The sequence below is a fragment of the Pseudomonas sp. H2_D02 genome (assembly GCF_054677635.1).
In genome coordinates this window covers 3,183,387-3,204,612 of sequence record NZ_CP162816.1, presented here as the reverse complement: position 1 = coordinate 3,204,612, position 21,226 = coordinate 3,183,387, and the positions used below count along the sequence as shown (strand labels likewise).

19 protein-coding genes and 2 pseudogenes are annotated in these 21,226 nt (G+C 55.9%); 3 read left to right on the top strand and 18 right to left on the bottom strand.

Going from position 1 to position 21,226, the window contains the following annotated elements; translation table 11 throughout:
- Window positions 1-7 precede the first annotated feature (7 nt).
- On the bottom strand, window positions 8-814 hold the full coding sequence (locus tag AB4N42_RS14950) for a DUF1206 domain-containing protein (protein WP_431145205.1): 807 nt from the start codon (window positions 812-814) through the stop codon (window positions 8-10).
- Window positions 815-1,200: 386 nt separating this feature from the next.
- Here AB4N42_RS14950 and AB4N42_RS14945 point away from each other — a divergent pair, with 386 nt between their 5' ends.
- Window positions 1,201-1,656, top strand: a complete 456-nt coding sequence (locus AB4N42_RS14945; protein ID WP_030141800.1) for a hypothetical protein — start codon at window positions 1,201-1,203, stop codon at window positions 1,654-1,656.
- Between the two features lie 17 nt (window positions 1,657-1,673).
- Here AB4N42_RS14945 and AB4N42_RS14940 read toward each other — a convergent pair.
- Window positions 1,674-1,799, bottom strand: a pseudogene (locus tag AB4N42_RS14940) (2,4-dienoyl-CoA reductase); the annotation flags it as partial.
- A 213-nt stretch (window positions 1,800-2,012) separates the two neighbouring features.
- On the opposite strand from AB4N42_RS14940, the gene AB4N42_RS14935 reads away from it, so the two are divergent.
- Entirely contained in the window at window positions 2,013-3,257 is a 1,245-nt protein-coding gene (locus AB4N42_RS14935) for a serine hydrolase domain-containing protein (protein WP_460114898.1), read from the top strand.
- A gap of 105 nt (window positions 3,258-3,362) precedes the next feature.
- Here AB4N42_RS14935 and AB4N42_RS14930 read toward each other — a convergent pair.
- The 14 genes and pseudogenes from AB4N42_RS14930 to AB4N42_RS14865 form a co-directional block, all read right to left on the bottom strand.
- A pseudogene (locus AB4N42_RS14930) lies at window positions 3,363-5,754 on the bottom strand (TonB-dependent siderophore receptor).
- Window positions 5,755-5,872: 118 nt separating this feature from the next.
- Window positions 5,873-6,853 (bottom strand): FecR domain-containing protein, encoded by a 981-nt coding sequence (locus AB4N42_RS14925; RefSeq protein WP_030141803.1) that lies wholly within the window; start codon window positions 6,851-6,853, stop codon window positions 5,873-5,875.
- A complete protein-coding gene (locus tag AB4N42_RS14920) occupies window positions 6,840-7,355 on the bottom strand; it encodes a sigma-70 family RNA polymerase sigma factor (protein ID WP_030141804.1) in 516 nt (171 codons plus the stop codon). The genes AB4N42_RS14925 and AB4N42_RS14920 overlap by 14 nt, the downstream gene beginning before the upstream one ends.
- A 235-nt stretch (window positions 7,356-7,590) precedes the next feature.
- Complete coding sequence (locus tag AB4N42_RS14915; RefSeq protein WP_051066039.1) at window positions 7,591-8,289, bottom strand: lysophospholipid acyltransferase family protein; 699 nt, start codon at window positions 8,287-8,289, stop codon at window positions 7,591-7,593.
- Window positions 8,286-9,323: a beta-ketoacyl synthase N-terminal-like domain-containing protein gene (locus tag AB4N42_RS14910; protein WP_217859805.1), complete on the bottom strand. Its 1,038-nt coding sequence runs from the start codon at window positions 9,321-9,323 to the stop codon at window positions 8,286-8,288. The genes AB4N42_RS14915 and AB4N42_RS14910 overlap by 4 nt, the downstream gene beginning before the upstream one ends.
- Window positions 9,320-10,531, bottom strand: a complete 1,212-nt coding sequence (locus AB4N42_RS14905) for a beta-ketoacyl-[acyl-carrier-protein] synthase family protein (protein WP_030141807.1) — start codon at window positions 10,529-10,531, stop codon at window positions 9,320-9,322. Before AB4N42_RS14905 ends, AB4N42_RS14910 begins: the two co-directional genes overlap by 4 nt.
- On the bottom strand, window positions 10,528-10,779 hold the full coding sequence (locus AB4N42_RS14900; RefSeq protein ID WP_460114897.1) for an acyl carrier protein: 252 nt from the start codon (window positions 10,777-10,779) through the stop codon (window positions 10,528-10,530). The genes AB4N42_RS14905 and AB4N42_RS14900 overlap by 4 nt, the downstream gene beginning before the upstream one ends.
- 22 nt (window positions 10,780-10,801) lie before the next feature.
- A complete protein-coding gene (locus AB4N42_RS14895; RefSeq protein WP_460116395.1) occupies window positions 10,802-11,377 on the bottom strand; it encodes a methyltransferase family protein in 576 nt (191 codons plus the stop codon).
- Between the two features lie 19 nt (window positions 11,378-11,396).
- Window positions 11,397-12,302 carry an NAD-dependent epimerase/dehydratase family protein gene (locus AB4N42_RS14890; RefSeq protein ID WP_030141810.1) on the bottom strand — a complete coding sequence of 302 codons (906 nt, stop codon included), beginning with the start codon at window positions 12,300-12,302 and terminating at the stop codon, window positions 11,397-11,399.
- Window positions 12,303-12,309: 7 nt separating this feature from the next.
- Entirely contained in the window at window positions 12,310-12,891 is a 582-nt protein-coding gene (locus AB4N42_RS14885) for a histidine phosphatase family protein (protein WP_030141811.1), read from the bottom strand.
- A complete protein-coding gene (locus AB4N42_RS14880; RefSeq protein WP_198795752.1) occupies window positions 12,888-13,625 on the bottom strand; it encodes a diacylglycerol/polyprenol kinase family protein in 738 nt (245 codons plus the stop codon). The genes AB4N42_RS14885 and AB4N42_RS14880 overlap by 4 nt, the downstream gene beginning before the upstream one ends.
- Before the next feature lie 16 nt (window positions 13,626-13,641).
- A complete protein-coding gene (locus tag AB4N42_RS14875; protein ID WP_030141813.1) occupies window positions 13,642-14,796 on the bottom strand; it encodes an aminotransferase class I/II-fold pyridoxal phosphate-dependent enzyme in 1,155 nt (384 codons plus the stop codon).
- A gap of 7 nt (window positions 14,797-14,803) precedes the next feature.
- Entirely contained in the window at window positions 14,804-15,850 is a 1,047-nt protein-coding gene (locus tag AB4N42_RS14870; protein ID WP_460114896.1) for an N-acetyltransferase family protein, read from the bottom strand.
- 31 nt (window positions 15,851-15,881) lie between these two features.
- Window positions 15,882-16,466 carry an acyl-homoserine-lactone synthase gene (locus AB4N42_RS14865; protein ID WP_460114895.1) on the bottom strand — a complete coding sequence of 195 codons (585 nt, stop codon included), beginning with the start codon at window positions 16,464-16,466 and terminating at the stop codon, window positions 15,882-15,884.
- A gap of 387 nt (window positions 16,467-16,853) precedes the next feature.
- Between AB4N42_RS14865 and AB4N42_RS14860 the strand changes: the two genes are divergently transcribed.
- Complete coding sequence (locus AB4N42_RS14860) at window positions 16,854-17,567, top strand: helix-turn-helix transcriptional regulator (RefSeq protein WP_030141816.1); 714 nt, start codon at window positions 16,854-16,856, stop codon at window positions 17,565-17,567.
- A gap of 976 nt (window positions 17,568-18,543) precedes the next feature.
- Here AB4N42_RS14860 and norW read toward each other — a convergent pair.
- Complete coding sequence (gene norW / locus AB4N42_RS14855; RefSeq protein WP_460114894.1) at window positions 18,544-19,677, bottom strand: NADH:flavorubredoxin reductase NorW; 1,134 nt, start codon at window positions 19,675-19,677, stop codon at window positions 18,544-18,546.
- Window positions 19,674-21,116, bottom strand: a complete 1,443-nt coding sequence (gene norV / locus AB4N42_RS14850; protein WP_025214356.1) for an anaerobic nitric oxide reductase flavorubredoxin — start codon at window positions 21,114-21,116, stop codon at window positions 19,674-19,676. Before norV ends, norW begins: the two co-directional genes overlap by 4 nt.
- Window positions 21,117-21,226 lie beyond the last annotated feature (110 nt).

The following is a 21,226-nucleotide window of genomic DNA, read 5'->3' as shown; positions in this document are numbered from 1 at the left end:
GACATGCCTATACGCCAAAGGGTACTTCCATATTTATCTTCCGCCAGAAGGCTTCAGAGAAGCTGTAAGCCGAGAAAGCAATCAATCCGAAGGCCATTACCATCAAAACCAGCCACCCAGCTGGTAAATTCTGGAGCGCCTCAAGGGCTTCCTTCATACCGGGTGGATTCATGGCTTGGTAGGCAGAGCCACTAAGGGCCAACAGCAATGCAATCTCTATAAAGACGACGCCACGTGCAATCAGGCCAAACCGAGACACTGGGCGGACATACCGCATGACGTCTTCATCGGCCTCGAAATACTTCTCAAACGATGCCTTCCATCCCTTGATAATGTGAGCGATTCCAACGCCAAGCGGAATAACAGCAATCAGATACACCAATACGTTGGAATGCTGCCAGGACAATAGATGCGCCAACCAGTCTTTGGTGTGTTCCCCTGAGTTGCCCGAGCTACCTATTCCGCTTACAAGTAGGCCTAGCGCAAAAAATGCCAGGGCACCATTGACCAAACCTCCCGCAAACAGACCGGTGCGAATTATCAGACCCTTGAGATGTTTGCCGTGATGGTCGACATCACGCGTAGCTTGCAGAACACGCCATGCCGCAAATGCGAGCAGACCCGCCACGACGATTCCCACTAAAAAATAGCCAAACGGCTGGCCTAATAGGGCTTCCAGGCTTTTTTGACTGTCTTTCGGCTTTGTCGAATCTTGTGCCGCAAGCAATGCAAAGATACCGATGATCAGGTAAATCACTCCTCGAGCAGCGTACCCTCCGCGTGCAAGGACAATAAGGCTATGGCGCGCTGACATTGGCTGTTTTCCCGAAAGTAATACAGGAACAGACTCGTCTGACTGGAAGGGGTTCTATCGTTAAATTCAAGGCCGCAGCCCTGACCGACTCAGAGTCGCTCGTTGATGACCGAGGCGACAGGCAGCTCCCAAGCCAAAAGCGGCCGGTTAGCATTTACGAAAATCGAGAAGCTATTGCTTATCGCTGTTATGCAATCTGCTCGACCGCCGTCAGGCTGACCTGAGTGCACACCGGTTCACAGCGCGAGCCATTGCCAGCAAGCGTTGGGGTTCACAAAGTCCTAAGCCCCGTAATCCATTTTAATTTACCATTCGCAGGCGGTCTGCTCCGGCGCCGCCCAGCCCACTCCTGCACTCCGAATTTCAACTGGAAGGATCCCCGTTTCATGTCCAATACTTTGTTCCGCACACTCGCCTTGTCCAGCGTGTTAGCCCTCGTCAGCTGCACCACTGCAAAGCCAACCGTATCGACGCCTGTCACCTCCAAGGCCATCGAAGCCTTCGTCGACATCTGTCTGAAGACCGCCCCCTCATTCGCCGGCTCTGCTGAAGCGGCCAAGCGGTTCGGCATCAACGACCTCCAGGACATGGGCTTCACGCGCATCGGCTTCACCGCGGACAAAAACCTCGCTGTGCAACTTTCCGAAAAGGAATGCGTCGTCACCACCCCGAAGCAACCCGACGACAGCCTGACCCGCCAACTACTGAGTGCCGCGCAGACTTACTCGCAAACGCCGGTAGCAGATCGTGTGCCATCGAAGGTGCGTATCCAGGACAACAACTTTATTCTTCAACATGACCGAAACGGCGGTGAAGCTTATGTGCTGTTGCGGAATAGGTAATTAGCACTCTTACCGGACATCACGGGCATTTTGGCGACGGTCTGTATCTGGCGGGCAAACTCGAGGAAATAAACCTCACGTGCCTCACCCTGCATGGCGGCGACTTCGTAACGGCCGCCAGATAATTCCACCAGGTCCCCCCCAGGCCGCCGTTGGCAGCCCCACCAGCGAGACACCCAATGGAAAGGCTCTGCCTAAACGCTGCCGAAGCCCCTACCGCTGACAGATCCAGAAGCCCGCTGGACCGCAGCTGAAGGTGGCCCAGCGCTCGGGCGCGATCCCAATGAGTGGGCTATGGTTCAAGCGGCCGCTCGTCTTGACGTGCGTGAATAGCAAAACAGAAAGAAGGATAGGTTATGCACTCATCCGCTATTTTTCGTGCGACTGCGCCTGGTCGCTCCCTGCTTCTCTCACTGGGTCTGCTCGCTGCGGCTATCACCTCGGGCGCAGGGGCTGAGGATTATCCCCACGCCCAGGAACCGATTGGCACCGTGGAGCAGATCTATGACGGCGCCATGCTCCCCGATCTGGCGGTCAGTACCTACCGCAACATCGACCGGCTGTTCCCCACCCACAGGATCAAAGCCGGCGATCACCCGTATGCACTGCCGAAATCAGACAAACAGTTGCCCAACGTTCGCTTCACTGTCGGGGACAAAAAGTACGACCTGTACGACTTCGTCGCACTGGACAGCATCACAGCAATGCTCGTGCTCAAGGACGGCAAGATCGTGTTCGAGACCTATCAGCGTGGCAACACCGAGAAAACCCGATGGATGTCGATGTCGATAGCCAAGTCCATCACCTCCACACTGGCGGCTGCAGCGATCAAGGACGGCCTCATCAAGGGCATTGATGCGCAGGTGGTGGATTACGTTCCCGAGCTCAAGGGCAGCGCCTACGAAGGCGTGACCGTGCGCGACGTGCTGATGATGTCTTCGGGCGTAAAGTGGAACGAGACCTACACCGATCCGGCGTCCGATCGTCGCGCGCTACTCAAGGCGCAGATATCGCAGAAACCGCGTTCGGCCATGGCTTTGATGGCAAGTTTGCCGAGAGCTGCCGAGCCCGGCACGGCCAACACTTACAGCACTGGCGAAACGCAGGTGCTCGGCGAGATCGTCCGTGGCGCTGTGAAGATGCCGCTGGCCGATTATCTATCGCAGAAGATCTGGCAGCCGTTCGGTATGGAGAGTGATGCCCGGTGGTGGCTCGATTCGCCTGACGGGGTGGAAATCGGTGGCAGCGGCATCAGCGCCACGCTACGCGATTATGGACGCTTCGGGCTGTTTTTCATGAACGGCGGCAAGATCAATGGCACATCGATTCTGCCTGAAGGCTGGGTCAAGGAAGCAACGCTGCCGACCACACTCAAAGGCGGTAAGTCCCTGGACTACGGTTACATGTGGTGGACGGCGTGGACCGAGCCATCGGTGAAAGACGGCGCCTATTCGGCGGTCGGTATCCAGGGCCAGAACATCTATATCAACCCTGCCAATAACGTGGTAATTGTCACCTTTGGTGCCCAGCCCAAGCCGGTTGACAAAGAGCCGATCGACCCGATGGTATTCTTCGATGCCGTGGTAGCTGCGTTGAAGTAAATTCGCGCCTTGGAGAACGTTAATCTGCGGCGCGGAGGACAACTGTGGGGGTGATGACAGTGCCCGAAATATATCGGGCACTGCTTCTTATAGATGGGAACCTGCTTACCAGCTGTAACTCACTTTGGCGGTAATTTCGCGACCCGGGTTGTAGAAGTTCGCTGTGCCGGAACCGACCACGTGCTGCTCATCCAGCAGATTGCTGACGTTCACCGCAAGGTCGGTGCCCTTGGCGATCTCATAGTTGAAGGCGGCGTCGAACAGCGTGGTGCCATCGCTTTTGCCGGAGTTGGCTGCATCGAAGTAATAAGAGCCGACGTAGCGCGCACCCAAGCCAACGCTGACATCAGTGCCCGGCACGTCGTAATAGCTCCAGAGCGAAGCGGAATGCTTGGGTGCCGTGGAGAACTCATTACCCTTCAGCGAGCTGCCGTCGTACAACGAACCGCGCAGTACCTCGGACTCCATATAGGAATAGCCACCGATCAGGCTGAGGTTCTGTGTCACCTGCGCCTTGGCCTCCAGGTCGAGGCCACGCGCCCGCGATTCGCCCACCGTCTGTTGCTCGATGATGCCGCTCGGCAGCACCACGGCGATGGTGACGTTTTCCTGGGTCAAGTCATAAACAGCTGCGGAGAACAGTGCGTCCATCCCCATCGGCGCGTACTTCACGCCCACTTCGTACTGCGTGCCCGTCTGCGGTGTTACGCCAACCTGAGGCGGTGAGACGGATTCCACCATGCTCACATAGGTGGACACCTCATCGTTGACGATATAGGTCAACGCACCTCGGTAGGAGGTTTCGGAGAAGTTGTCTTTCTCAGTCGATTGCAAGCCTTTGCTGGTCAGGTCCATCGAATCGTTGCGCATACCCGCGGTGACGATGAAACGCTCGTAGAACGACAGGTTTTGCTGAAGGAATAAGGCCTTGGTGGTCGCGTCTCGCTTGTTGACGGCATACGGCGCAATTGAGCGTGAAACGCCAGTAAACACCGGATTTGCAATATCAATCGGGGTCGTCAGGGCGTAGACCGAGCTTTCCTTGGTGGTCGAATCGAGGTACTCCACGCCCACCAGGCTGCTGCTGTCGATGTTCTCGAAGCGGGCATCGTATTGCAGCATCAGATTGCCGTTGAACTGGTCGGCCTCAGTGTCCGTTCCAAACAGATACCGGTCGACGGCAGTACCGACACGTGCGGCGCTGTCGCTGAGGTAAACGTAGCCAAAATCATCGGTCAATTTGCTGTAGCGCAGATTGCTGCGCAGGACGAAGCCGTTGTCGAAATCATGGGTGACGTTACCGCTGAGGCTGGTGCGCTCGACATCATGGAAGTTGTAGCTGGGCTCACCATAAAACTTGCTGCGGTCGTATTCCTTGTCCAGCGGATAGCCGCCACTGTTGGGTGAACTTTCAGTTTTCAGATAGTCCAGAATTACGGTGGCTGACGTGTAATCCGTCGGTGCCCAGGTGAGGCCACCCATCACCAACCGGTTGTCGTCCTGTGAGTGATCGTACTCGCGGTCGCTGTTTTGGCCTTTGGCAGTAAAACGGCCAGCCAAGGTTTTCTCGTCGTTCAGCGCATCCCCCACATCGATGCCTGTCTCGACATGGTCAAACGAACCGTAGGTCACATAGCCTTGGCCAAACTGCTCGAAACGCGGCTGTTTGGTCACGAAATTCACCGAACCGCCCGGGTCCGCTGGGCCAAACAGCGTGGAGTTGGCGCCACGCAGAATCTCTATGCGTTCATAAGCGAATGGATCTTCGCGTACGCCGCGCATCGAACTCAGGGTCAAGCCGTCACGGTAGGTGGTGGCCTGGAAACCCCGGATCTGGAAATAGTCGTTGCGGTCATCCGTACCATAGAAGTCACTGACCACGCCCGGCGTGTATTGCAGCGCCTCTTCCGTGGTGCTGACGCTGCGTTGCTCCATTTCCTTGTTGGTAACAACCGACACCGATGCCGGTGTATTGAGAATGCTGGTTGCCACCTTGCCGCCAACCCAGAGCTCCTTGGCGACCACCGAGTTGGCATCGTCATCGGCACTGACCCTGACCTTGGCATTGATGATGAGAGGTGCAAGGCGGTATTCCTCGACGTCCGTTGCGTCGAGCTCCAGCGGGCCGGCGGGCTTTGGTTGAGGGATCAGTAGATAGGCATTCGGGCCTTGCTGTTCGATTTGCAATTCGCTCCCCTGCAGCAACGATGACAGCGCTGCCGACGTAACGAGCGTGCCATTCACGCCAGCAGTGCTGCGGTTCGCTACACTCGACGCGTCGAAGGAAAGACTGATGCCAGCCTCGCGCGCAAAGCGGTCAAGCGTGCGGCGCCAGTGGGCCGGCAGCGATGTTCCACTGTTTGGCTTGATTGTTGTGGTCAGCGCTTGACGTTTGCGCCAGCGACGGCAATGCATAGCTGCTAACGATCAAACCCAAAATCACACCTTGCAAGGCACGATTTAATGGATGGCGCTGTGAAACAGGGGACGAACTCATTTTCTCGCTCCAAGAAAGGACATCGGCAGACTGGCCTGTATTCCGGCCTTCCTTAGAGGTCGAACGAGAATGAGAAACTACCTCATTATTTTTCAGCTGATACAAAGTTTGGATGGGTTCAGGTGGCAGCGGTCACGGTCACCCAATAACGGGTTCGATAATCAATGTGCAAGTGCAATGACTGCGCGATCAATGCCAGCACCTGGTCGTTGTCGGCGAGCTGGAAGGTGCCGGAAACGCGACGATCAGCGACTTCTTCGGCGCAGCGCAGTACTCCGGGGCGATAACGCGACAACTCCGCGATGAAATCATCGAGGCGCATATTGCGCGCACTGATCACCCCGTCACCCCAACTCCATAGATCAAGGCCGTTGTCCCTGAACATTCGGGTGCCGCTTGATGTGAACAGCAGCTGATTTCCAGCCTGGACGCTGCGGCTCGCAGGACTCTGACTGGAGCCGGGGAACACCGTGACTGATCCTTCCCGAGCCGCGACCAGAGTGCCATCGTCAAGCTCGCGTGCCAGAAAGCGGGAACTCTGAGCGCGCATGATCCCGTTACGTGATTGCACCCAGAACGGTCGTGCTCGAGGCGAGTGTTGATCCGCGCCGACATTCACGATGATTTCACCACGTCGAAGGATTATCAGGCGTCGCTGGGCGTCGAAATCGCTGTCGACGGCGCTATCGCTATTGAGCTGGATAAGGCTGCCATCATCGAGTTGGAAGCGTCGTTGCTCGCCGGTACTGCTGCGCTGCTGCGCAAGCATGGCGGGTACGGGTGTATAGTCCCGGCCGAGCCAGGCTGCCGTGCTGACAGTAGCCAATAGACCCAGTAACTTCAGGCTTTCCCGCCGCCGCATTCCATGACGGGTACCATTAAGGGTTTGCCGGGCCAGTTGAGCTGGCACGCCTGCAAATTCATCCCCAAGCGTATCCACACGCTGCCACGCCAACACGTGCTCTGGGCGCTGCTGCAGCCAGTGCTCAAAAGTGCGCTGTGTTTGCTCATCGGGTTGATTGAAGCGAAGGCGCACTTGCCAGTGGATCGCCTGGTCGACAACGGCCGGATCCAGCGCCTGCGACTCACGCCTCGACATAACGCAAGCGATAGCAGTGTTGCAGGGCTATGGCCAGGTCGCGTTCCACCGTCGCACTGGAAACACCCAGCTTTTCGGCTATTTGCGCGCAGGTCAAACCGTCGAGCCGGGCAAATAAAAACGCTTGGCGAACTCTCGGCTTAAGCATATCGAGCATGCGGTCTATGCGCTCAAGCGCATCAAGAATCAGCAGTCGGCGCTCTTCCGAGGGAACCTCGTGTTGAGGCAGCAACGTGATGCTTTCCAAGTAGGCACGTTCGAGTTCGCGACGACGATACTGATCAATCATCAGTCCGCGGGCGATACTGCTCAAATAGGCGCGTGGTTCACGCAAGGGGCTGGACTGACGGGATTTGAGCAGACGTACAAAGGTGTCCTGCGCCAAATCTGCTGCGTTATCGCGACATCCAATGCGTCGGATCAGCCAACCTTGTAACCACGAGTGGTGGGTGCGATAGAGCAGCCCTAGATCTGCAGTACCTAGTGTTTCATCGCTGCGCATCGGAATACCGGCAAGTACATGATTGATAATTAATCGCATTCTACTCGCGCAATAGGCCTCAGGTAAATACGTGGCGCTCAGCGTCCGCTTTTGGGCAAACGCTGTGATTCAACACCCGCCGCCCTTCCAGCGATGATAAAGGATCTGCCCGCCGCCGCAGTCGTTGCTGCTGGTGGCCGAGCGACGGAACGACCCGCACACCGTGCCTGGAAAGGATGCCGTGTGAGCTTCTGGCTCAAACGATTGGGATCATGTTGCTGATGATCTCGCGCGTGTGGCTCGCCAAGTCCTTGCTATTCATGCTTGCCACGACATCCGCCTCGATGGGCGGGTGGGCGACGATGCTGACGTCAGTGGAGCGCAATGAATTGTAGGCAACGTCTCTGACAGCGGAGCAGATCGTCACGGGAACGATCCCCACCCCCATGTCCTTGGCGAGCCGGAACGCGCCGCTCTTGAAAGGTAACAAGTTCCCGCCGTTGTTCCGGGTGCCTTCAGGGAAAATCCAGAGGGACGTATTGTTGGCCGCGACATTCTTGGCCACCTTGCGCATGCTCTGGATCGAGGCCCGCGGATTGCTTCGGTCAATGAACAGGCTGCCGGTCAGCCAATACAATTGCCCCACCAGGGGCAACCACTTGAGCGATTCCTTCCCGACAATGACCGTGCCTGGCTTGAGCGCCTCGGCAACGATCATCACGTCATAGTTGCATTGATGGTTGACCACGTAGATATACGGCTTGCCCTCGGCAATCGTGTTGAAGCCCCTGACAGCGACACGAACCAGAAATATTCGATTGATCACCGAATAGGCGCGGCAGGCGACGTGCAGGTTCCGGTTCTTCTTCGGATTGATCAACATGAACACACATAAAAATGGAAAGCTCAGGACGATGAACAGCCCGACCAACAGCCATCTCACTACCAGAATCATACGTCACCCACCTTGCTTGAATCCCTTGAACCCTTGGCAGCACCGGCCTGGGCTTCGCTACACCCCACCAATGCGATGCCATAGAAGCCTTCCTCATCGACACACGCCATTACCCCAACATCGCCGGCCTTGACCGATTGCGCCAAGTCGGCGAGTTGGTAGGCTCCGACCAGGGACAGGCTCAATGCTTTTGCCCGTTGCAGGACAGCGAGTTTTTCCCCGAATGCCTGGCCGAGATCGTCCAGGGCGGCCCGCCACGATTCCGCTACCGACACGCTGACCTGACCGAGTCTATCAAGCGCCACCCCATTGCCTGCCACGAACGTGAGTATCAGGTCGCCCAGGCTGGCCCCGCTCGTGGGGAACAAGCGCCCGGTCACGCAGGACCTGACCACCGGCCCCGGCGTTTGCGGATCGGAACAGGTTCGGAGACTGAAAATCGCGGCGGTATCGATTCGTTCTGCCGCGTCCAGCCCATGGCTGTCGGCATAAAGAGTACCGAATTCGCCGCTGAAGGTTTCCATGGCTGTCGCGTAGATCCGCTCGCAGTCCCCGCGCCTGGCGAATCGCAGCCCTTGCACCATCGCGCTGTAGAAGCTCAGTTCCTTGGCGCAGAGCGAAACGTTGGCACCCTTGATGCCGTATTTGATCGCCAACTGCCCCACCGAGGAATTTATGACGGTGTTGGGGATCTGTGCCGGATTGACCTGGAATGCAAAACGACTTTCGTTCGACTCCTTGATCAACTGGATGACGGTATCGATCGAACCGTTGGACGTGCCACCAATGACGGCCGCACGCGCCAGGGATTCGCCCTGGTTGGCATCCTCGATCAACGACATCGCCGCCAACAGCAACAGGGACTGTCGATCGAAGTTCTTCAACTCCCGGCTAGGCACCAGTTCGCCCGCCGTCAGGTCCCACCGGGGCGCCAGCCCATGATGCAACTCCGTGCCCCCTTGCTCGAATGCGCCGGGCATCCGCAACATGACCCAATCGTTTACGGCCAGTGCAACGATAGCGTCATTGCTCATTTGGGATTACCGAATACCAGGATTGAATTATTTCCGCCAAAAGCGAAGGCATTGTTGATGACCACGTCGACTTTTCCGGCCCTGAAACCCTCGCAAACCACGTCGATGGGTATTTCAGGATCCTGCTCGCTCACGTTGATCGTCGGCGGCAACCCTTCGCTGAGGGCAAGCATGCAGGCGATGGCACCGAAACCCGCCGCCGCGCCCATGCTATGCCCCATCATGGACTTGATCGAACTGACCGGTGGCGGTGAATGGCCAAAGACCGCCTCGATGGCCTTGTACTCGTTACTGTCATTGGCTGCCGTACCGGTGCCGTGGGCACAGATATAACCCACCGTCCCGGGCGGGACGCAGGCGTTTGCAAGTGCCGCCTTCATGCAGTCGCCAACGCTGTGATGATTGAGCCTCACCATGTGGTCCGCATCGCAATTCATCGCGAAGCCCAGCACTTCTGCATAAATGTGTGCTCCACGGCGAATGGCCCGTTCGTAACTTTCAAGCACCAGCGCGCTGCCGCCTTCGGAGGTCAGGACACCCTTGCGGCCGGCGTTGAACGGCGTGCAGTCCTTGTCGGTCATGCTGCCCAGGCGATGGAAGGTCGCGAAGGTGGCCTTGTACACTGCATCGCTCCCACCGCAGATGGCCAGCTCGCAGTCACCCGCCTGGATGGCCTCGTAGCCGAAGATCAACGCAGCATTACTGGCCGAGCAGGCATTGCCAATCGTCACGGCCTCGCCGGTGGAACCTATCGATCTGGCCACGTCTCGGCTGATCTCGGAGGCAAACGTGCGCCCCAGCGAAGCATGCAGGCCTGGTTGGGACTGCGCCATGGCCGTGACCATGTCGTCGATCAGGTTGGATTCACCATAAGTCGTGCCGAAGTAACAATTGACCCGCTTGCCAGCAATCGCTGCCCGCTCGATCCCGGCATCGGCAAGGGCGAGCCCGGTGGCGGCCAGGGCAAAATGACTCGGCGTACCCGATTCGGCGAACGCATCGAAATCAGCGACCCATTCAGCGATGGTGCCTTTCACCTCGCAGCCGTACTTTCTTTCGAAGCGCTGCGTGTCGATTTTCGACAGCGGCACGGTGCCGTTCACCCCTGTTTTCAAAGCATGGAAAAAGGCCTCTTTTCCGACCCCGATCGGACTGACCGGCCCCAGGCCCGTCACCACCACCCTTGTGCCCTTACCGGAGCTGTTCATGCACACTCAGCCTCAAGGGTCTTGTCGATAAACGAGAGTATCGAATCCACACTGGTGATCCTGGGGATGTAGGTTTCATCGACCCGCACCTGGAATGCACCTTCGATGTAGGCGAGGATTTCTATTCCCGACATCGAGTCGGCGCCATAAGCTTCGATGAAGTCCTTGTGGTTCTGGATTTCTTCGGCGTTGACCCCCAAGACCCGGGAAACGATTTCCTTGATTTTTGCTTCGTGAACGTGAGTCATGAGACCTCCTGGAATGACGCAATCAAATAATGAAAGGAATGACCTTGAAGCTGTCGACCTGATAACGAACGTAGGATTGGCCAAAAAAACCGACCAACATTTTCTCTTCGCCGTCGACCCGTTTAAGAATCAAGGCCAGTGCAACGGCGAAGATGATCGCCGCCGCGTATACGCTGGCGTACAAGCTGAATCCGGTCACAATGAGCAGCGTGCCGAAATAGGCTGGGTGGCGGATGTAGCGGAAGGCGCCCGCGCGGATCAACTCATGGTCATCCAGCACCCGCAGCGAATGGGAAAAGTGCCGTCCCAATATGATCTTTCCATGGGCTCGAAGGCCGATGCCGCACAGGATCAGCAGCGATCCGGCCAATTGCAGCATCGCATCGCTGCGCGTCAGTAACTGCAGCAGCATGACGATCGCGATGGCGCACGACACCATGAAGCCACTTTTCAGGCCTTTGTCGAATTGGCTGCCGCTGTCGGTTTCGCGCAGGAAATAAAACTCTGCGGCGAGCAGGATGGCGGCCATGACGACTGACTGGAACAACGCAAACCCCGTGCAGACATGCAGCACCCAAGAGGCGCATGCGACCGGCACCAGCAAACTCGCGGCGACATCAATCCTGAACGTTTTCAAAATAAGCCCCCACCAATACCGATAACGTTGAACGAGTCATGATCACTCTCACATCCTTTTCGACCCGCCAGGGGTATACGAACAAGTCATTGAAGCGCGCCCAGGGAAACAACTTGCGCTGGCGCCTGAAGGCATCGACGAAAGACAGCACCTTGTAGATCCTGAACAGTGTGCGCACCTTTACCGTGCGTAGCCTCGCCCGGCCTTCGGCGCCCTGGAGCCGGCGGTACACCTCGTCGACCAGATCGTTATAGGTAACTGTGTCGTCGCTCAGCAGATAGCAGGTTTGCAAAGTCCGTTCGGGAGGACGTGAGAGCCATTGGCGGATGGATCGGGCAATGCTCTCCACGCCAATGACGTGCAAGGCTGGAAGTTCGCTGGTGACCAATGGCAGTAACTTCAATTTGCACATCGAAATCATCGGCAGCAGGTTTTTATCGTGGCGGCCCAGTACCGTCGGCACCCGTAGGATCACGCCCTGCACTTTGTGGTCATTGGCACGAATAACCTGCTCGGCCGCCCATTTGTCGTCCGCGTACGCGTCCCGCCTTTTCTCCGGGTTATAGGCCTTGACGCTGCTCAGGTGGAACAGGTTTTTCTTATCGAGCGGGCCGACTCGGATGGACGCCATTATCTGTTGGGTCAGTGTCTCGTTATTGGCACGGCTCGGCCCCAGGCGACTGAGGCCGATGCCCGTGCAATTGACAATGAAATCGTGATCTTTGACCAGTTCGATAAACGCCCCAGAGCCGACCTCGCACACCGCAAAACCCGCCTTTGGCGAACGCGAATGGCGGGTAACCCGCAGGTCTTGTTCCTGCCTGAGGATTTCGTAGACACCCTGCCCGATAAAACCACTGGCGCCTAAAAGCAGTACCTTCTTCACCTGTCAGTCATCCTTTTCCAGGCGCTAAAGCCTCAACCGTAAAACACCCCGAGCGATACACCGTACGGAACTGCATGCCCTGTTTTTGCAGCGTCTTGCGCACGGTCCTCAAGAACATGCCGTGGGAGACCACGACCGTGGTCTCCCCGGTCCTGGTGCAGGCGGTATAAAGCTCATCGGCCACCTCCACGGCACGCAGGTGTTCCGATCTTCGGGATGCGGCCCCCAACGAAATCCCCATCAGCCAGAGCACGCGATGCAAGGCGAACCATTGCCTCAAGCCCATCTTCAACAAAGGCACGCGACCCAGCCGCAGGTCGAATTCCTTCAATCGGTTGTCTTGCCGGATACGTCCGGCATCGAACAGCCGGCAGGCCGTGGCATAGGCTCGGTTGATCGGCGATGAAATGATGTTCAGCCCTGGCGTCATCAACGGCCCGGACAACTCCGCACGACTCAGGAAATCGGCAATTTCGGTCTCGTCGATCGACGAAGTCTGGTTGTACTCATCCAGCAGCACTTTGGCCGAGACAGCACCGCAGCGTCCGTAGTCGATCAGGGGGGTGGCGTGGCGTATCAGATAAATCACAGTAAATAGGCACCAGTGATAATGGCATTGCCGACCATGAACAAGAACGGCGTATCCCACGTGTGAGGGGACTTCGCTTCGGTCAGGGTCAGCGCGAGAGGAAAAACGGCGCACAGCAATACGAACTGATGCACTGCGAAGTAATCCTTGAACAACACGCAAAACAGCATCGACATCACAAACACGGTGGCCGAGCCTTCCAGGGTCCTTTTGAATGTCTTGTCGACAAAAAAACCTTTGGTCGTATATTCGTGTTTTCCAAACCTGATACCGACAGGCTCCGCCAGGCCGTCACCAAACGTCGTCGCCAGGATCGTGATGTAGAGCAGTTCCAGCGGGACGCCGATGGCCAGCCAGATATATTGCGTCACCCACAACACCAACAAGCCCGCGACCGTCTGGCTCACCAACCAGGACAGCGTGTTCGGTGCGTCTTCTGGCCGGTCAATACTGGCGAACATTTGTTGCGCGGTCAGCGACCGACGGCGTGACCAGCCACACATGGCAAAGAACAGGATGGCGGTGGACAGCGCCGAGAGCAGCAGCCGTTCATGGGTGTCCTGGATATTGAACAACGCAAAAAACAGACTGGGCAGCATGAACATCGCAAAGTGCCCGACCTTCCTCGTGTAATTGACACGCACCCCTCGGTTGATGACCAGCAGCCCCAATCCCTTGCACAGCATGAAGTAGAAAAGAACGATACTTAACAGCGCCGACCCCACTTGAATCATTTCGTTTTTCGTCCGTTCAAATGATCTGGCGCAGCGCATCGATGCAATAGTCCACATCGCTCTGGGTGTGGTTGTAAGTCAGGCACAACCTGATCCTGGACTGGTGTTTCGGCACGAACGGCGGCACGAACAACGACCCCATGATCCCTTTCCCAACCAACCCGGCGTTGACCCGTGCAGCTTCCATCGGGTCCTTGAACACCACCGGAATCACCGCTGTTTTCGAATAAAGCTTGTCGACACCGAGCGCGTCGATTTGCTCATGGGTGTAGCGAGTGAGTTCAGCGAGCCCGGCCCGGCGCATGCTTCCTTCCGTGGCATTGATCTCCAACGCGGTGCAGGACGCCGAGGCAACGCCTGGCGAAACCGAGCGCGAAGCATTGTAGGTCGGGCATCGGAACCTGACTTTTTCCGCGAACACCTCGTCCTTGAACACCACGAAGCCGCCCGATGAGCCGAACGCCTTGCTCATGGTGCCGACAATGTAGTCGATGTCCGAGAGCACCCCGGCCGCTTCGCAGGCACCTTGGCCGCTGTTGCCCAGCATGCCAACGCCGTGCGCGTCGTCGATGTAGATTTCCAGCGCCGGATGGAGTTGCTTCAAGCGGGTGATTTTCTCGAGATTGGCGACGTCGCCGTCCGCCGAGAACACCCCGTCGGTCACGATCAGGATTTTCTTGTCCAGGTTCAGCAGGACCAATTGCTCCAACATTTCGATGTTGGCATGACTGTAGGCCCTGAAGGGGCTGCCCGATAACTTCACTCCGTCCCAGATGGAAACGTGGGACAGCTTGTCGAGCAGGATCAGGTCGGCGCGCTCAGCCGCCAACGGAATAACGCCGAAGTTCGCCTGGTAAGAGGTGGTGAACATCAACGCGGTGCGCCCGGTATACAGCTCGCTGTAGCGCTGCTGCAAACGCTCGTGGTACTCGGTGAAACCGCTGAAAATCATGGGTCCGCCAATGTTCGAGCCGTACTTCTGGATGGCGGAAATGGCCGACTCTTTCATGCGCGGGTGATTGGAAAGCCCCAGGTAATCGCACGATGCAAAATTCAGCATCGTCCGGCCATCCAACAGCGTCATGTCCCGGCCGCACGCCGAGCGCACTTGAGGGAAGTACGTGTAGAAACCCAACTCTTTCGATTTGAACGCGACGTCATCAATACGCATAAAACTCTCACTTAACCGATGCGGTGTATCTAAAAATGCGATAGACCCTTTCGGTGCAAATGCCATCGCGGGTGAGGTGGCGCATCGTTCGAAGCACCATGACGTTATCCTCGAGCATCCAGGACACACTGATTTTGCTGCGGCCCACCTGATGCAAGGCGATGGCGGACAATTTCAATGTCAGCGCAACCGAGAGGCCTTTCTTCCGATATTCCGGAGCCACCCCGGTAAAGAACGCGCGGCCATATAACCCCTGCTCGTTCATTGCCGGAGCAAACATGGTGAAGCCAAGGATTTCGCCGTCCTGTTCGGCAATCAGTGCCGACATGTCCTTGATGTTGCGAGCCGCCACTTCAAATTGCCCGGCGGTAGAAGGACTGAAACCCCAGTTCCGTTGCCATGCGCGGTTGTAGCAGTCGGCCAACGCTTGACTCTTGGCGACCAACTCGTCCTGGTCATAACGATGAAACTGAATACCCGCCAAGCGCCGGGTCAGTTTTTCTTCCAGGTCGTGCTGTTGGTAGCCCTCGGCTGGGGGCTCGAAGACAATTTCAATCAGGTCCTTTGCCTTTTCGCAGCCGGCCTCGATAAAGGCGTCAGCTAGCTCAGGGCTGTTGGACGGCAACGAAAACACATTGAAGTCCGACTCGAATGTTCGCAAACCGCGCTCAACGAGGAACGAACTGTGGAGAGGCCCCACCAGCTCCGTCACCTGTCCGGGCAACAACCCCGTGTCGTTTATGTACTCGACACAACTGCCCAACAGCTGTTTCAGCATGCTCGCCAGCGGCAAGGCCATCAGCGTGGAGAAATACGCGTTGCCCAAGCCATTGACCGTGTCTTGCCGATCGAAATGCACGATGCAGAACGCGACGACCTCGCCCTCTTCATCCCTCCACGCCACCGGCACATTGTGCTCGGTCGCCGAGTAGGTGCAGGCCGTGGTGACCCGCTGCTCAAGTTGTTGCCGAGAGCGCCCCACGGCCGAAATACGTGCATCCAGGCGTACCAGGGCATCCCAGTCGCACGCCGCCAAGCCCGATACTCTACTCATCAATTATTCCAACCATGATTCGCGATGATGACTAGGCGGCCTGAGACAAAGCGCTGGTGGTTTCGTCGTCGATTTCGATCCAGAAAGGCACGACACTTTTATTGTCGATAAGCCGTGGCGCAGAAATCCTTCGGGTGTTGACGCCCATCCGCGTCAACAGACGCTCGTTGCCCACGGCTGTAAAGGCAATCAGCCGAAACGCGCCTTTCGAACGTGCGACGTCGATGACTTCCTTGACCAGCTTCACTGTATTTCGCCAAGCTTGCTCAGCCGTCAGTACTTGCCCTTTCGGCTTGCTGATGGCGAACCGGGAAAGTTCCCATATCTGCGGCGACGAAGGCAGCGGATTGCTTCCCATCAAATATGGGAAAACATCCCCCAGCAGATAAGGCCGATGCGTGGGAATCAATCGAGCACAACCGAAGATCTCCTGATTGTCATCACAGGCCAGTACATACACTGTGTCAGAACGATCAAAGGCGTCTAATTCAATTCCTTTTTCACAAGCCAAAGGCCAGCCTAACTCTTTAACGAATACTTGGTATCTATATTTAGCCAGTGCAGCTTCCATTCCTGGCAAAAGATCGCTAACAGTCCCTGTTACCGCGGTCAGCATAACTACCTCCTGACGAAAATTATTCCGCCAGTACAACAAACCGGGCTCTTTGTGGGTAGCTGCCCGAATGGGCAGGCCAGGTAAATCAGCGTGTCGCCACACGGTACTTCTTGAAAATAACGAACTGTATCCACGACAAAAGAATAGTCCCGTCTCTTGCCAGCCTTTCTAGCACTTTCGTACTAAAAAATTCGCCATTAGCTCTGCCCGCTATTGCTCTATCTAGACGCATCGGCGATGCCGAATGTTTGCAAGCGTCGTGCTGCTGGCCTTATCGGCTGAAGGATTGCCGTCGGAAGGCCTCTCCATCTCCCGGCAGCGTTTCAATCCTGTATGATGTGCCCCGCTCTTGTCACGAAAGAGCGCTGACCACGGAAGGTAATATTGGTGATTGATTGGCGTGAAGACTTTATAGCGCGTGTGGCTGGCTGCACTTACGAAAACCAGCTATTTAACGAGCTCGTTAAAATTACAAGAAATTTAGGCTTCGAATTTTGTTCTTATGGATTAAGACTAAGTTCGCCGTTAGCGCCGACGCAATACTTTCTGCTTTCAAATTACCCGGACGCCTGGGAAAAAAAGTACATTGCCGGCGATTATTTCTCCCAAGACCCCACCGTTGAACATGGACTGACCCGTTCGATTCCATTGCGCTGGTCTGCGCAGCAGCAAAATCCAGGGCGCGGGTTCTGGGAAGAAGCGCGGCATTACAACCTCAACCATGGCTGGTGCCTTTCTTCGCGGCGCGAACATAACTCGATCGGTCTGCTCTCCGTCTCCCGCTCAAGCGAACGCATTTCAATACAGGAAATGGAAAGCAAAGAGACCAAGCTGATTTGGCTGACTCATCTGGTACATGAGGCCATGGCGCAGTTTTTCTTCGCAAAAACCAGGGTTGATACTTACAAGCCACTGACCGCCCGGGAGAAGGAAATACTCAGGTGGACGGCATCGGGAAAAACCTATGTCGAAATCGGGATCATCCTGAACATCGACATACGAACGGTGAAGTTCCATCTGGTGAATGCGATGCGCAAATTGCGGGCGTCGAACAAGACTGAAGCGGCGGTCAAGGCGTCGTTATCTGGCTTGTTGTCCTGAGACACCAATGTTCTGAAGCCCGAATGATGACCGCGCCTCTCATGGGAAGGCGTGGCCCGTGCAAGCCTCGGTTACCTAAGCGCTAACGTGTAGCTGTACTTTTCTGCCGTGGAAACCATGGTCGGCTTTTTCAACAGAATCGGCCGAAAGCTGCCTGTCGACATGAATACCGACATTTTCTCAGGCACAAAAAAAGCCACTCATCTGAGTGGCTTTTTTAAATCTTGGAGCGGGAAACGAGACTCGTATCTGGTGTCCGACCCATTGAAATCTAAAGGGTTTCTTTTCTTGCCAGGGCAGGAAAAGACTTAATTTTGGACTTGTTTTTAAAGTACTTCAACGGTCAAAAGGGGTTTATTCCAAGCTGCGCTACTGGATTACATCCGTAGCCAATTGGACGAACGCGCGCCGCCGTTACGAACGGTGAGCCTACCAGAACGGTAAATAACATGATGCAACGCCTGACCGCGCCCAACCTCAATGCATTCCCAAAACCAGTGGGTGCGGCTCGTGTTCGATGAGTACACAGAACTTTATGGCGCTGCGCTGGGCCCAACGATTGAGGAATTGAGCGGCTAGGGTGATGATGAAACTCGGAACCCACCGAACCAAACAAGAACTTGCTGCTCCATCCGCGCCTTCTGCCACTCCCGGCACGAAACGCAACCCGTTCGGCCTAGCCTAGGCTTAGAACTGTGCTCTCCTGTTTTCGAAGGCTGACGAGGCCCACATCAAGCGGTACAGCTGCATTTTGCTCGGGAACTCTTGATAGTAAACCATGCCAACGCAGGTCAAGGCCGACTTGCACGATATACAAGTCGCGATCACACAACTCCGGCTTTTGTTCGGCAAAACGGTCTAACGTCAATTACTCAAAACCGATCTGGCGATTGCAGACTTGGCGTCGATAATAAGTCTAGGAAGAACAAAACACTCAGCGTCATTGGTCGATCCGGGTGACCCCTGCCACTTTGATTTACAACGAGAGTTGCCGTAGTAATGTAAAGGCCTGCTTCATTTGGTCTTCACTGACGACGAACGCCCGTAGCTGCCCTGCCATGTCCAGCCCTTTGGCTACCAGCCCCTGTGCCTCAAGGTTGATCTGCCATTGCAAGTCCTTCCGGTTGGTTTCTCCGGCCAGGTGCAGCGGCATTTCCGGGGTCTTGATCTTCACCAGCATCGCCGGGAACTTCACTTGCTCATCGCCACCCAGCACATTACTCGCCAGGGTCATGGCGCTTAACTGAATGGGTTGTAGAAACGGCAGCAGCTTGCCCTGGATTTGCGCGCAATCGCCAACGGCAAATATGTGTGGGTCAGAGGTGCACATGCGTTCATCAACTTCAATGCCACGATCAACCCGTAGGCCAGCCTGCGCCGCTAACGTCGTATCAGGTTTCAATCCGATTGAGGCAATGATCACATCGGTGGTGATTTGCCGGCCATTGGACAAAGTCGCCAACAGGCTATCGTCTCTCTTTTCAATGGATTCCAAAGCCTGGTTGAACACCATTTCCACCCCCATCTGGCATAACCGATGCTGCAAGCGGCTACTCACCTCAACAGGCAGCAACGATGCCAGCAGGCTGCAGGACTTATCCATCAGTACCACTTGCTTTCCGGCACGATTGACATCCATTGCCAGTTCACTGCCAATCAAGCCGGCTCCCAGAATCAGTACGCGCTCTGCCGCTCTCAGAGCGTGTTGTGCATGACGGTATTCTTGCTGACTATTCAAAGTCACCATCCACTCCCGTCCGGGAATTGGCGGAACGATGGCTTGCGCACCCGTGGCAAGAATCAGTTTGTCGTAGCTGAACGCCTCACTGCCGGCGCTGACACGCTTGTTTTCGCGATCAATTGCAGTCAGCTGGCAACCAGCATTCAGGGTTAACCGATACATCTCGGCAAACTCCGCCGCAGACTGACGAGTCATGTCGTCCGCTGTCTGATTGAGACTGATGACGTGACTCAGGTCGGGCTTGTTGTACTCATCGCAAGTGTCTGCAGCAATCAGCCGAATGGGCACCGCTGCATCGAGCCTGCGCAAGTTCTTGACCACCTGACGAGCAGCGAAGCCGGAGCCCACAATGACGATTTCCTTGTTCATTTCGCCTCCGAAGCAAGCTCATCGAATACCGATTTACCCAGTGAACATTCCGGGCACAGGAAGTAATCAGGCACATCACACCAGGCCGTATCGGCCTGCACATCCTGCATTGGTTCCCCGATCGCCGGGTCGTAAATCCATTGGCAGACACTGCACTGCATGCGCGGGCCGTTGTCCGCGATTGGTTCTGCCTGGGCAGTTGCGGCGGCGGCAGATCGTGCGACTTGTGCTTGCGTCGATGGTTGCAGCGCCCATTGCCGAGCAATTTCGCGGCCATGAGCTCGGCAAACCTCAAGCGAGTCACCGTCTGGCCGCCACTTGGCTTTGAGCGTCAATGTGGTTTCAAAACCAGCGTCCATCAAGCGTGTCTGAATACGGTCTACCGCCCCACCATTCCAGCCGTAACTGCCAAACGCCGAAGCCTTTTTGTTACGAAAACGCAGCCCGGTTATTTCCTCCAGCAGGGCGGCGACTTTCGGCATCATGACGTTGTTCATGGTGGACGAGCCCACCAGAACACCTTTTGAGCGGAACACGTTGGTCAGAATCTCATTCTTGTCGTGGCGCGAGACGTTGAAAATCTTCACCGCCACACCCGGATCAACTTCGTGAATGCCTTGTGCGATGGCATCGGCCATCATGCGGGTGTTATTCGACATGGTGTCGTAGAACAATGTGATGCGGTCCTCCTGATAGTCCGCCGCCCATTCCAGATAGCGGTGCACAATCTGCGTCGGATTATCACGCCACACCACGCCATGAGCGGTGGCAATCATATCGACCGGCAGATTGAAACCGAGGATCTCGGTAATCTTAGGAATGACCAGACGACTGAATGGCGTGAGGATATTGGCGTAGTAGCGTTGGCACTGATCGAACAGTTCGTTTTGATCCACTTCATCATTAAACAGGTGTTCGTCGCAGTAATGTTGGCCAAAGGCGTCGTTACTGAACAGTACGGCATCGCCGGTTATGTACGTCATCATGCTGTCTGGCCAATGCAGCATCGGAGTTTCCACGAAAACCAGCTGTTTGCCATTGCCGACATCCAGGGTGTCGCCGGTATGTACGACGTGGAAATCCCACTCTGGATGATGGTGATGACCGTTGATCGAGTCCACGCCATTGGCGGTGCAATAGATCGGCGTATTCGGGATCAGCGACATCAGTTCTGTCAGCGCCCCTGCATGGTCCTCTTCGGCATGATTGATGACGATATAGTCCAGCGTGTTCAGGTCGATTTCCATCGCCAGGTTCTGTATGAACTCCCGGCTGAACCTGTGATCAACCGTATCAATCAGCACGGTCTTTTCTTCACGGATCAGGTAGCTGTTGTAACTGCTACCTTTGTGGCATTTGTATTCTGTGCCATGAAAGTCCCGCACTTCCCAATCGCGCTGACCGACCCAATGGATGTTGTTCTTGACGAGAATTGACATAACCTACCTCGGTAAAAAATGATGTTCTACACCGAAGATGGCAATGTTCGTGCCAGACAATAAGACATTGATTTTAAAGGACAAATAAAACAACTATTGTCAATATGACA

Excerpts from the sequence above, each read along its gene's own strand:
- AB4N42_RS14950 (WP_431145205.1), bottom strand. The coding sequence starts at position 814 with ATGTCAGCGCGCCATAGCCTTATTGTCCTTGCACGCGGAGGGTACGCT.
- AB4N42_RS14945 (WP_030141800.1), top strand. The coding sequence starts at position 1,201 with ATGTCCAATACTTTGTTCCGCACACTCGCCTTGTCCAGCGTGTTAGCC.
- AB4N42_RS14935 (WP_460114898.1), top strand. The coding sequence starts at position 2,013 with ATGCACTCATCCGCTATTTTTCGTGCGACTGCGCCTGGTCGCTCCCTG.
- AB4N42_RS14925 (WP_030141803.1), bottom strand. The coding sequence starts at position 6,853 with ATGTCGAGGCGTGAGTCGCAGGCGCTGGATCCGGCCGTTGTCGACCAG.
- AB4N42_RS14920 (WP_030141804.1), bottom strand. The coding sequence starts at position 7,355 with ATGCGCAGCGATGAAACACTAGGTACTGCAGATCTAGGGCTGCTCTAT.
- AB4N42_RS14915 (WP_051066039.1), bottom strand. The coding sequence starts at position 8,289 with ATGATTCTGGTAGTGAGATGGCTGTTGGTCGGGCTGTTCATCGTCCTG.
- AB4N42_RS14910 (WP_217859805.1), bottom strand. The coding sequence starts at position 9,323 with ATGAGCAATGACGCTATCGTTGCACTGGCCGTAAACGATTGGGTCATG.
- AB4N42_RS14905 (WP_030141807.1), bottom strand. The coding sequence starts at position 10,531 with ATGAACAGCTCCGGTAAGGGCACAAGGGTGGTGGTGACGGGCCTGGGG.
- AB4N42_RS14900 (WP_460114897.1), bottom strand. The coding sequence starts at position 10,779 with ATGACTCACGTTCACGAAGCAAAAATCAAGGAAATCGTTTCCCGGGTC.
- AB4N42_RS14880 (WP_198795752.1), bottom strand. The coding sequence starts at position 13,625 with ATGATTCAAGTGGGGTCGGCGCTGTTAAGTATCGTTCTTTTCTACTTC.
- AB4N42_RS14875 (WP_030141813.1), bottom strand. The coding sequence starts at position 14,796 with ATGCGTATTGATGACGTCGCGTTCAAATCGAAAGAGTTGGGTTTCTAC.
- AB4N42_RS14870 (WP_460114896.1), bottom strand. The coding sequence starts at position 15,850 with ATGAGTAGAGTATCGGGCTTGGCGGCGTGCGACTGGGATGCCCTGGTA.
- AB4N42_RS14865 (WP_460114895.1), bottom strand. The coding sequence starts at position 16,466 with ATGCTGACCGCGGTAACAGGGACTGTTAGCGATCTTTTGCCAGGAATG.
- norW (WP_460114894.1), bottom strand. The coding sequence starts at position 19,677 with ATGAACAAGGAAATCGTCATTGTGGGCTCCGGCTTCGCTGCTCGTCAG.
- norV (WP_025214356.1), bottom strand. The coding sequence starts at position 21,116 with ATGTCAATTCTCGTCAAGAACAACATCCATTGGGTCGGTCAGCGCGAT.